Below are 11,434 nucleotides of genomic sequence, written 5' to 3' on the forward strand. Positions count from 1 at the left end.
AGCGATATCAATTCAAGATCTCAAAAACCACTCACTCCAAAGAGCAAGTGGTTCTTGTAATTTTTATTTTTCAAGTAAGCTGAGTGCTTCAGCATCTGCAATAATAGTCACATCAGGGTGATTTTGCAGGCTACTTGCTGGGAGATTCTCAGTAACAGGTCCAGAAACTGTCCCAGCAATAGCCTCTGCTTTCGACTCACCGTAAGCAAAGAGGATAATTGACTTGGCATCCAAGATGTTTTTAATTCCCATTGAAATGGCTTGAGTTGGAACGTCTTCAATCTTGTCAAAGAAGCGAGCATTGGCTTCGATTGTGGACTGGTCAAGCTCAACTAAGTGCGTTTGACTGTCAAATGGAGTACCAGGCTCATTAAAGCCAATATGACCATTGCGACCGATTCCTAAGATTTGGAGATCGACTGGATGGTCAGCCAAAATTTGGTTGTAGCGTTCAACTTCAGCTTCAGCATTGTCCTTAATCCCACGGGGTAAGAAGCTTTCTTTAAATGGTTTTTGGTTGAATAAGTGTTCTTGCATAAAGTGACGGTAAGACTGAGGATTGTCCCCATCAAGCCCTACATACTCATCAAGGTTCACACTGGTCAGATTTGAAAAATCAAGGTCACTCTCAACGATTTCCTTGTAAAACTCAAGTGGACTGCTCCCTGTTGCAAGTCCCAATGTTTGAGCACCATTGGCCAACTTTTCCTTCAAAATCTCAAAAGCTACTTTTCCACCTTCGACTTGATTTTCAACTTTAATAACTTTCATTTTATATCCTCCATATTTCTATATTCATTATATGGTATAGACCAATTTTTGTCAAGTGAAAACGATTTAATTTCCAAAAAAAGAGCGTCCAAACTTGAAACGTGTTATAATGGATAAGATTAGAAGTTAGAAAGAATGATGAAAAAAATGAATACAGCTGATTTTGATTTCCACTTGCCTGAGGAATTGATTGCCCAAACACCACTTGAAAAACGAGATGCCTCCAAACTCCTCATCGTCAACCGAGAGAGGGGAGAATTTCAGGATAAGCACTTCCACTCCATCATCGATATGTTGGAGCCAGGTGATGCCCTTGTCATGAACGACACCCGTGTTCTCCCAGCCCGCCTCTATGGCCAAAAGGAAGAGACAGGAGGTCATGTGGAGCTTCTCCTGCTCAAAAATACTGCCGGTGATGAGTGGGAAGTCCTAGCCAAACCTGCCAAACGCCTCAAGGTCGGTACTCGCGTCAGCTTTGGTGATGGTCGCCTTAGCGCTGTCGTTACGGAGGAATTGACCCACGGTGGGCGCATTGTCCGCTTTGAATACCAAGGGATTTTCCTAGAAGTTTTGGAAAGTTTAGGTGAAATGCCACTACCACCCTACATCCATGAAAAACTGGATGACCGTGAACGTTATCAAACGGTCTACGCTAAGGAAAGTGGCTCTGCTGCTGCACCGACTGCTGGACTGCACTTCACCAAAGAACTGCTAGCAGAGATCCAAGCAAAAGGTGTCCATTTGGTTTATTTAACGCTCCACGTTGGTTTAGGAACCTTTAGACCCGTTTCTGTTGACAATCTGGACGAACACGAAATGCACTCAGAGTTCTACCAACTTTCTGATGAAGCCGCAGCCACCCTTCGCTCTGTCAAGGAAAATGGAGGTCGTGTTATTGCTGTTGGAACTACTTCTATTCGCACACTGGAGACTATTGGTTCCAAGTTTGATGGGCAAATCCAAGCAGATTCTGGCTGGACCAATATCTTTATCAAACCTGGTTACGAATGGAAGGTCGTGGATGCCTTTTCAACCAACTTCCACCTGCCAAAATCAACCCTCGTCATGTTGGTTTCTGCCTTTGCAGGCCGTGAATTAGTCTTAGATGCTTACCACCACGCTATTCAAGAACACTACCGTTTCTTCAGTTTCGGTGATGCCATGTTTATCTATTAAAAATAGCTCCATCATTTCTTTAGGATAGTTTATTCCTAAGAGATGACGGGGCTATTTCTGTTTAAAGTGTAATTTCTGGGGACTCAGAAGTTAAATGAATCAGTTTGCCTTGAACACCAAAGTAGTCCTTTACCAAGTCCTGTAATTCTTCCATGGCAGCCCGAGCACGCGCCGCCTGTTCACCATTGATCGCTTCAATCACTAAGACAGCATCTTTTGTCTCTTCTGTCAGCATGGTTCTCTGCGCCTCTCTCCAGTTGAGACAACGACAAACTGCTCCTTCATCATCGTAATAGATCAGTTCTTCTGGAAGTGCAGGAGCATCGTTTTCAGCTCCTAGTGGAAAGAAAGGTTCTCCTCCCTTGGCCTGACCAAGATGAAGATTGCCTACAATCTTGTTCGCATCCTCGCCACCACAGGGAACCGCATAAGATAGAGAGACACTATTATAGATGTCTACCAAGGGATTGATGGGATTGAACTCTCTTCCCTGACTGACCCGCTTAAGTAGGGCTTCAATCGAAGAACGAGCACCCTTTTTCGTTTTGAACTTGCTGAAAGCCTGACGCCATTCTTGAATGACATCATTCTGAGTAAAATTCTCGTCCGAAATGAAATCCTCAGCTCGTCTAGCTCCCTTATCTAGCAAGGTTTTGAAATAGGGATCCTTGCTTTCATCAACTGTATTATCTAATCCCTTTACTACTAAAACGCTAATCTGTGCTTCTGGAAACAAGCTCCAAAATTCATTTTCAACGATAACTTTCATCTTTCACCTCTTATTATAAATAATTTCTTTTCTGGCCTTTTTTGACCATATCCCAATCACTTGTAATATTTTTTCTAACCCGAATTAGTAGGCTCTCCAGTTCCCTGGCCTCTTCCCTAGAAAATCCTTTTAGGGCAGAATTCTCTGAATAGTGATGTTCAGCAAGGATAAAAGGATAAAGTGCCTCTCCTTTTTCAGTGACAAACCACTCTTTATTTTTCCGATTTGTACTGGTTATTCCTTGTTTTATTAACCCCTTTTCTTCCAGTTTTTTTACTGAACGAGCAACTGTCGAACGGTCAACCTTCAGTAAATCCGACAAGGCTTCTTGAATGATTCCTGGATTCTCCTTGATTCGTACTAAATAAAGATATTGCCCACGAGCTAGTTCAATATCACGAAACTCAATATTAGCAATAGAATCTAGGGCACGGGCTATAACTCCGATTTCGCGTAATAACGACATGTTTCCTCCCCTCGTATCTATGATGATAGAATAGCACATTTTTGTTGCAAATGCAATAAAAACACTTTGAAAACAAAGCGTCTTTTTTTATTCTTCATTTTTTAAAAAGAATGTGTTATCACGAAACTTTGGATCCTTCAAACTCTGTACACTGGCATTGATAACTGCTCCGATAATCAAAATCTTTGCGATGAGAATAAACCAGAACATCATCACTACCACGATAATGGAGCTGAAAAATCGGACATCGACCAGATGGTTGACATAGTTATTGAAATAGACAGAAAAGATATTCAACAGAAAGACAAGCGTCAGCAAAACAAAGATACTGCCAGGAAAAACGTAGCGAATACGAGGGACTCTGACATTTGGAAGGAAATAGTAGAGCATGACCAAGATGGCAAAGAGCAAGGCATAAATCAAAGGGTCTGTAAAGTCTTGTAGACAATCAAAGAAAGGACTGTCTGATTGCCAGTAAGTTTTGAGCAGGTTGAGCAACATACGCCCAAACATACTCAAAAATAAGGCTAGAGCAAAAAGAATTTGCAAGCCAAAGCTGACGAGTAAACTCATCAGTTGATGGGAGATAATTCCTCGGCTCTTAGCCACTCCATAGGCCTTATTAAAAGCTTTTTGGAGGAAATCCATCGATTTCGAGAAGGTCCAAAGGGCAGACAAGACTGCAAAACTCAGCAAACCAGTCGATGGTTGAGTCAGGACTTCTCGGGCAATCTTTGCGACCACATCATAGACCGTATCCGGCACAAATTCCTTGATGGTGAGCAAAAAATTTGAAATCGGAATTTGAAAATAGGGCAAAATATTGACCACTATCATCAACAAGGGGAAGATTGAAATCAACCAATAGTAGGCAACCGCAACACTGGTCAGTTCACTATCGGCAGCTTGATAAAAATGTAAAAAAGCTTTCAACAAGGGCCGTTCCATCAGCTCTTTCCACCACTTTTTCATGTTGCAATCCTCCTAATACAAGTTGATTTTCTAAACTAATTTCTTCTGACTAATTCCATCATATCATAGGGTAGGGTATTTGCAGCTTCTTTTAGAGAATAATTCTCAAGATTGTTGACATTTTGTCGTAATTTTTTGGCATACTTGGTCGTAATCAATTTCTTCTCTTCGTATTCAAAGATTAACTTACGTTCTAGATAGTAACCTCTTAGCATTTCATCGATATTGTTTGGTTTAATACGATTGATAACACGTTCGACAAAGGCACCACTACCGATAATGGCCGTCTCGCGTAGACGAGACTCTTGCATAAAGCTGATCAGACTACTCTTGTAGATTCCTTTTAGGTTTTCCAAACTTTCGATAATCAGCTCCGTATTCTCCAGATAGAGTTCAGATATTTGATCATAGTCAATAGCTCGAAGGCGACGTTGCTCCTTGTCATTCCAACTACGGAAGGTTTGGCCAAAGGTCAGCAATTCATGCAGGAGAAAACGCAAGATACGGAGCGACACAAGGAAGTAATATGTCAGGCGGGAAGCCACCTTGCGATTGATACTCTGCTCCATATTTTTCAGATAGCGTTGATAAACTTGATAACCACGTTCACCGATTTTCCCTTCCTCGTAAGCCTGCTCCAAACCATCGCTTTCGATACTCAAGATGAGGAGTTTTAAAGCCTCCCAGTCCTCTTGGGCACTTTTGTTTTCTTGACTAAGGATTAGGTTTTCAATTCGACCGTGATAATTATCAATAGCTGCATAAAGGGGAAGTTTATTCTTATGCCCTTCCAGTTCTTTTTCTAATTCTGCTGTGACCTCATTTAAAATCGCAATGTGCATGAGGTAATCTTTTGTTTCCTCTTGTTCCTCAGAAAGGTGAGGAAGAACTAAGAGACCTGTTAAAAAGCTTAATAACGTGACACCTGCTACTAGAAAAAGTAAAAGGGGATACTCCTGCTCTAGATTGCTTGGTATGAGAAGAATGGTTGCAATAGATACTGTTCCTTTTACACCAGAGAAGGTCAAAAGAAGCATATCCTTCATGTATTTACGGAGACTTTTCTTGAGGCGTCGTGTTCTCCAAACATAGAAGCCATAAATCATAACAAAGCGAATTGCAAAAAGTAAAAGTGTCAGCAAAACAACCGATACTATTAGCAGTATGGGGTTATAAAGGGGATTGGTCAGAATAGGTTCTGCTATCATTTCCAATTCCATTCCCAAGATGACAAAGACAGAACCATTGAGCATAAAGGTAACGGTATGCCAAACCGTATCTGTAACAGTATCTACCTGAGCTTCGAGGAGCGTGATTTTTTTGAAACGACTGGCCTTCAAAATGCCTGCGACTACAACTGCGATAATCCCTGAAACATGGATTTCTTCAGCGATAAAGAAGGTCATTAGAGGCAAACTCAATTCAAGCAAGAGTTCACTCGCTATATCTGTCGCTCGCACACTCAGTAAAAATGTATGCAAGAAACGATTGATCATTGCCGTCACAAAACCGACTGCAAAACCACCAAGGATCGAAAGCGCTAGGGATGTTCCAGCCTGACTGAGGGAAAAAGCGCCAGTTGTCCATGCAGCCAGTGCCACCCGAAAGGCTACCAAACCAGAAGCGTCATTTAAAAGACCTTCTCCTTTGAGAATATTGGATACCCGTTTTGGAAAACGAAAACGCTCAGAAAGAGAAGCAAAGGCTACCAGATCCGTCGGACCAAGCGCTGCCCCAACAGCCAAACAGGCAGCTAAGGGAAGACTGAGCCAAAGGAAATGAGCCAAGGCTCCCAAACTCAAGGTCGAGATGAAAATCACTGGAAAGATTAAGTAGACAATGATGCGCCAGTGTTTTAAAACAGATGTAATATCGGCTTCTTCTGCCTCTCGGAAAAGTAAGGGGCCAATAACCATGGCCAGAAACAGCTCTGTATTGAGATGAAAATCCGCATCGGGAACAAATAAACCAATCCCAATCCCCAAAAGGATTTGTACAAGAGGAAGGGGCAAAAAAGGGATAAGTTTATTGGTCGTAGTTGAAATGATTAAGACAAATAAAAATAGAATCAAGTAAATGAGTAATTCCATACAATTCCTCCTTAATCTTTTTTACAACAAGATTCAAAAATCTCCGTTTGCTCTTGGATTTTCTGATCAATCTTTGAGCAGTCTTTATGCTCAATTTTTTTCTGGCACCGTTCCATTTCAAGAGCCACTAATTTTTTCTTGATTTTAAGCATCTTTTTGCTCATATGTGCTTCGTCAAGTACTCCAACCGCTCGCTCATGCTGCGTTGACTCGACAAAATTTTGGCGCATAGCCTCTAATTTCTCACGTAGGTATTGTTTATCCATGTCTATATCTTTCTAATTTCTCAATCATAACTAAAAACGGCGGATTGTTGACTTGGTTGAGGGTTCGATAAATCACAACTGTGTACTCTTGTTGGTTCAACTGACTCACAAAGTCCAAAACAGCATCCTTCTCAATATCTCCTCCCTCATGACCATAGTAAATCATAATGGCAATCCTTCCACCCTTAACAAGTAAATGACAAAGCTTTTCCAGTGCTTTAATGGTGGTCTGAGGTCGAGTGATGACTGATTTGTCAGCAGAAGGCAGATAACCCAGATTAAAAATCCCTGCCTTAGCTTCTGTCACAAACTGGTCTAGTGTCTCATGACCTTGCAAGATTAACTGGGCATTTGTCATTCCAGCCTGATCCAAACGGTCTCGCGTCTTCTCCAAAGCCTGCTCCTGGATATCAAAGGCATAGACTTGCTTGGCTAGCTTGGCTAAAAAAAGCGTATCGTGACCATTGCCCATGGTCGCATCCACTACGATATCCTCTTTTGTCACGACTTCAGCCAAAAAATCATGTGCCATCTCAAGTGGTCTTTTCATTTTCAAACTCCTGTTTTACAGCCTTGCATCCTTGAACACTGCCGCGGCGTCTCATTTCAGTTTCAATGGCATTTAGCACTTCCCATTTATTGAGGCTCCACATGGGACCAATCAACATATCTCTAGGCGCATCTCCTGTGATTCGATGGATGACGATATGTTTGGGAATGATTTCCAACTGGTCACAGATGACCTTGACATACTCATCCTGACTCATCAGTTGCAAGCGTCCCTCATGGTAATCTCGCTGCATCCGTGTATTGGTCATGAGGTGAAGCAAGTGCAGTTTAATTCCTTGAATATCATTATCCATGACACAGCGACGGACATTTTCAATCATCATCTCATGAGTCTCACCGGGCAAACCATTAATCAAATGGGAAACAATCTCAATCTTGGGATATTTCCTCAAGCGTTTGACCGTTTCTACATACAATTCGTAGGAATGGGCACGGTTAATCAGGTCAGATGTTACTTCAAAAGTAGTCTGTAAGCCCAATTCTACCGTCACATGCATGCGCTCCGATAACTCAGCCAAATATTCAATAGTTTCTTCTGGCAAGCAATCCGGGCGTGTTCCGACATTGATTCCTACTACACCAGGTTCATTGATAGCCTGCTCATATCGCTCCCGAATCACTTCCACCTTTTCATGGGTATTGGTAAAGTTTTGAAAATAAACCAGATACTTTTTAACATCTGGCCACTTGCGGTGCATAAAGTCGATTTCCTTATAAAATTGTTCACGGATAGGTGCATCTGGTGCCACAATGGCATCTCCAGAGCCCGAAACCGTACAAAAAGTACAGCCCCCATGAGCTACAGTTCCATCGCGATTAGGACAGTCAAACCCCGCATCAATAGGAACTTTAAAAGTCTTTTCTCCAAAAAGTTTTCGATAATAATCATTCAAGGTATTGTAAGATTTCATAACTTTCATTATAACAAAAAACACCCACAATCTCAAAAGCCTGACTTTCCTACAGATTCCCTTGTTTCTCGTTTCCTTTAATGATTTTTTATGATACAATATGGGTATGATTTTAATGAAAATAGCAGCTACTTTATTGTTGGTATTAACCCTCGTGGTCTCCATCATTGTAACAAAACTTTTTAAACTGAAAAAACTAGGACTGAATTTTGCGGATTTAGCTTTTCCACTTTTGGTATTCGAGTATTATCTTATCACTGCAAAAGCCTTTACCCACAACTTTCTGCCACGACTTGGTGTTGCACTTTCTCTCCTAGCAATTCTCCTAGTTGTCTTTTTTCTCCTCAAAAAAAGAAGTTTTTACTACCCTAAATTTATCAAATTCTTCTGGAGAGCAGGTTTTCTCCTTACCTTAGTCCTCTATATCGCTATGATTGTAGAGTTAATGATGCTCACACCCCAATAAATCCCTAGAACGCTTGATTCTAGGGATTTTAATTTATGGAAATTTAAGTGTCAGCATTCCTTTTATTTATAAATCTATTTTGTCAAGATCATTTTAATTTTGCTCGCAGGCGATCTGCCTTCGATTTCCCGATAACTTTATCCAATAGACGAGTTTCTAAACTCATTAAACCATAGAGAGCACCACCTATACCGCCTATAAGAGCAACATATAGGAAACTCCAGAAACGTCCAGTTGGTTGGAAGATAAATCCTAGAAGCCATTGCAAAAAGCCAACCAAGATAAACATGACGAGAGTCAAGATCGTGATTAAGATCGTCCGTTTTAAGATAATCTTACGACGTGCACCCGTCACCTGGCAAATATCTCGGTACATCAAGACATTCGGAATGATCAAGCCGATAGTCGTTGAGATCAAGGGACCGTAGCTGTGGAAAATAGCAATGGTAGGCAATTGCAAGACGATCTTAGCAATGGATCCATAGACAAAATAAAGAACTGCCTTGCGATTGCGGAACATGGCCTGAAGCATAGGAGACAAGACCATATACAAGCCTAAAATAGTAGACTGTAAAACCGCAAAGACAAACAAGCCCATGGCCAGACTATCTGGCTTACCATAAAAAACTGTATAGAGAGGCTCCCCCACCATGACGACTCCAACCGTTGCTGGTAAGAGAAACATAAAGAGCATGGTCATACTATCTTGAACTAGACGAGCAGCAGCTCTCAAATCACCTTTAACATAATTTTCCGTCAAAAGTGGCAAACCAACACTTCCAATCGAGACACCGACAGAAATCAAAATCATGGTGATTTTATTGGGATTGGCAGAGAAATAAGAAAACATAACAACCAAGTCTTCATTGCTATAGTTAGTAAACCAGGTCATGCTATTGATAAAGGTCATCTGGTCCAAAATTTGGAAGAGCTGGATGGCTGATCCTGTCAGGATAAAGGGAATGGCTTCCTTGATGGTATCGACTAAAAGTCGCTTACTATTGATCTTATCTCGTGTTTCAAATACCTTTTGGAGCAGTCCCTCCTTAGAAAGAAAATAAATCAAAACTGCAAAACTTGCCACCATCCCCACAAAGGCTGCAAAGGTAGACTGAGTAACCGCTGATAAGTAATCCCCTGATCCGATTTTCATGATGATGAAAGTAGCCAGCAACATCCAGATAACACGGATCACCTGCTCGGCGATTTGACTCATAGCATAGGGTTTCAGGTTATTCATCCCTTGGAAAAAGCCACGGATGACACTCATAGACGGGAAAATCAAAACTGCCCAAGCCAAACTCTGCATGATGGGAATCAGGTCTTTCCCCACACCTGACAAGTCTGCTAACCAGGGAGAAAAGAGATACAAGACCAGGGCAAAGACTAGTCCCAAGCCCGTCATAAAGCCTAGAAAACTCCGAATCAAGGCAAAGCTATGCTCTTCTTCTCGCATAGTATTGTACTTAGCCACTTGTTTTGCGACCGCAACTGGGATACCCGCTGTCGAAATCAGCAAGAACCAGGCGTAAATATTGTAGCCCATGGTAAAGAGGCCATTTGCCTTAGCAGCATAGGTCCCCATCCAGATATACCAGGGAATAATGTAAATAGCCCCAAGGAGGCGACTAATAAAGTTACTAGCTGTTAGCCAAGCAGTCCCTCGCAACATCTGGGCTTGCTGGTGATTGTTTTCGTTAGACATAGCTTCCTCATTCAATTTTGATAACTAGGAAAAGTTCCTTATCTTCCATTATAAACTTTTCCTTGTTACTTGTAAAATTCAGACTTGAAGTTTATAATAGAAAGTATGATTAAGATTGAAACCGTATTAGATATTTTAAAGAAAGATGGCCTTTTTCGCGAGATTATTGACCAAGGTCATTACCACTACAACTACAGTGAAGTTGTTTTTGACAGCATCAGTTATGACAGCAGAAAAGTAAAAGAAGGGACTCTTTTTTTTGCAAAAGGTGCTGCCTTTAAAAAAGAATACCTCCTATCCGCTATAACGCAAGGCTTAGCTTGGTATGTCGCAGAAAAGGACTACGAAGTCGGTATCCCTGTTATTGTCGTGGACGACATTAAGAAAGCCATGAGTTTGATTGCTATGAAATTCTATGGCAATCCACAAGAGAAACTTAAAATTCTCGCCTTCACAGGAACAAAAGGAAAGACAACAGCGGCCTATTTTGCCTATAACATCTTGGCTCAACATCATCGCCCAGCTATGTTGTCTACCATGAATACAACCTTAGATGGCAAAACCTTCTTTAAATCTGCCCTCACAACTCCTGAAAGTATCGATCTCTTTGATATGATGGCTCAAGCTGTTCATAACGGAAGAACCCATCTCATCATGGAAGTCTCCAGTCAAGCATACTTGGTTAAGCGAGTCTACGGATTAACCTTCGATGTAGGAGTGTTTCTCAATATCAGTCCTGACCATATCGGTCCGATTGAGCATCCTAGTTTTGAGGATTACTTCTACCACAAGCGTCTCTTGATGGAAAATAGCCGAGCAGTTGTCATTAACAGCGACATGGACCACTTCTCTGTGCTAAAAGAACAAGTTGAAAATCAAGAGCATGATATCTATGGTAGCCAGTCAAGTAACCAAATCGAGAACCCCAAAGCCTTTAGCTTTTCTGCTACTGGTAAGCTTGCAGGAGATTATGACATCCAACTGATCGGCCACTTTAACCAAGAAAACGCCGTTGCAGCTGGACTTGCCTGCCTTCGTCTAGGTGCTAGTCTGGAGGACATCAAAAAAGGAATTGCTGCAACCCGCGTCCCTGGACGTATGGAAGTCCTCACACAGAAAAATGGAGCCAAGGTCTTCATCGACTATGCCCACAACGGGGATAGTCTGAAAAAACTCATCAATGTGGTTGAAACTCATCAAACTGGGAAAATCGCTCTGGTTCTCGGTTCTACTGGAAACAAGGGGGAAAGTCGTCGCAAAGACTTTGGTCTC

12 protein-coding genes are annotated in these 11,434 nt (G+C 41.6%); 3 read left to right on the forward strand and 9 right to left on the reverse strand.

Annotation, left to right across the window (positions count from 1 at the left end; genetic code table 11):
* Positions 1–63: 63 nt before the first annotated feature.
* Positions 64–771, reverse strand: coding sequence for a glucosamine-6-phosphate deaminase (locus SORDD05_RS03570; RefSeq protein ID WP_061417115.1), 708 nt, complete (start codon positions 769–771; stop codon positions 64–66).
* Positions 772–918: 147 nt separating this feature from the next.
* Between SORDD05_RS03570 and queA the strand changes: the two genes are divergently transcribed.
* Positions 919–1,947: a tRNA preQ1(34) S-adenosylmethionine ribosyltransferase-isomerase QueA gene (gene queA, locus SORDD05_RS03575; RefSeq protein WP_061417815.1), complete on the forward strand. Its 1,029-nt coding sequence runs from the start codon at positions 919–921 to the stop codon at positions 1,945–1,947.
* A 61-nt stretch (positions 1,948–2,008) separates the two neighbouring features.
* Here the strand turns inward: queA and SORDD05_RS03580 are convergent, their stop codons facing one another.
* From SORDD05_RS03580 to SORDD05_RS03610, 7 genes are all read right to left on the reverse strand, one after another.
* Entirely contained in the window at positions 2,009–2,716 is a 708-nt protein-coding gene (locus tag SORDD05_RS03580; RefSeq protein ID WP_061417116.1) for a B3/B4 domain-containing protein, read from the reverse strand.
* A gap of 13 nt (positions 2,717–2,729) precedes the next feature.
* The gene (locus SORDD05_RS03585) at positions 2,730–3,182 is read right to left on the reverse strand and encodes a MarR family winged helix-turn-helix transcriptional regulator (RefSeq protein WP_061417117.1); all 453 of its coding nucleotides are present in this window, start codon (positions 3,180–3,182) and stop codon (positions 2,730–2,732) included.
* A gap of 87 nt (positions 3,183–3,269) precedes the next feature.
* A complete protein-coding gene (locus SORDD05_RS03590) occupies positions 3,270–4,154 on the reverse strand; it encodes a YihY/virulence factor BrkB family protein (RefSeq protein WP_061417118.1) in 885 nt (294 codons plus the stop codon).
* A 35-nt stretch (positions 4,155–4,189) separates the two neighbouring features.
* Positions 4,190–6,244, reverse strand: a complete 2,055-nt coding sequence (locus SORDD05_RS03595) for a cation:proton antiporter domain-containing protein (RefSeq protein ID WP_061417119.1) — start codon at positions 6,242–6,244, stop codon at positions 4,190–4,192.
* Positions 6,245–6,255: 11 nt separating this feature from the next.
* Positions 6,256–6,510, reverse strand: coding sequence for a hypothetical protein (locus SORDD05_RS03600; RefSeq protein WP_061417120.1), 255 nt, complete (start codon positions 6,508–6,510; stop codon positions 6,256–6,258).
* Positions 6,503–7,060 carry a tRNA 5-(aminomethyl)-2-thiouridylate-methyltransferase MnmM gene (locus SORDD05_RS03605; RefSeq protein WP_061417121.1) on the reverse strand — a complete coding sequence of 186 codons (558 nt, stop codon included), beginning with the start codon at positions 7,058–7,060 and terminating at the stop codon, positions 6,503–6,505. Before SORDD05_RS03605 ends, SORDD05_RS03600 begins: the two co-directional genes overlap by 8 nt.
* Entirely contained in the window at positions 7,044–8,000 is a 957-nt protein-coding gene (locus SORDD05_RS03610; protein ID WP_061417122.1) for a tRNA modification radical SAM protein MnmL/YtqA, read from the reverse strand. Before SORDD05_RS03610 ends, SORDD05_RS03605 begins: the two co-directional genes overlap by 17 nt.
* A gap of 91 nt (positions 8,001–8,091) precedes the next feature.
* Here SORDD05_RS03610 and SORDD05_RS03615 point away from each other — a divergent pair, with 91 nt between their 5' ends.
* Entirely contained in the window at positions 8,092–8,457 is a 366-nt protein-coding gene (locus tag SORDD05_RS03615; RefSeq protein ID WP_025168386.1) for a DUF3397 domain-containing protein, read from the forward strand.
* 88 nt (positions 8,458–8,545) lie between these two features.
* Here the strand turns inward: SORDD05_RS03615 and SORDD05_RS03620 are convergent, their stop codons facing one another.
* On the reverse strand, positions 8,546–10,162 hold the full coding sequence (locus SORDD05_RS03620) for a putative polysaccharide biosynthesis protein (protein ID WP_061417123.1): 1,617 nt from the start codon (positions 10,160–10,162) through the stop codon (positions 8,546–8,548).
* 105 nt (positions 10,163–10,267) lie between these two features.
* Between SORDD05_RS03620 and SORDD05_RS03625 the strand changes: the two genes are divergently transcribed.
* Positions 10,268–11,434: UDP-N-acetylmuramoyl-L-alanyl-D-glutamate--L-lysine ligase (locus SORDD05_RS03625; protein ID WP_231077319.1), on the forward strand; the 1,167-nt coding region annotated here is incomplete at its 3' end.

The organism is Streptococcus oralis, assembly GCF_001578705.1.
Taxonomy (GTDB): Bacteria; Bacillota; Bacilli; order Lactobacillales; family Streptococcaceae; genus Streptococcus; species Streptococcus oralis_J.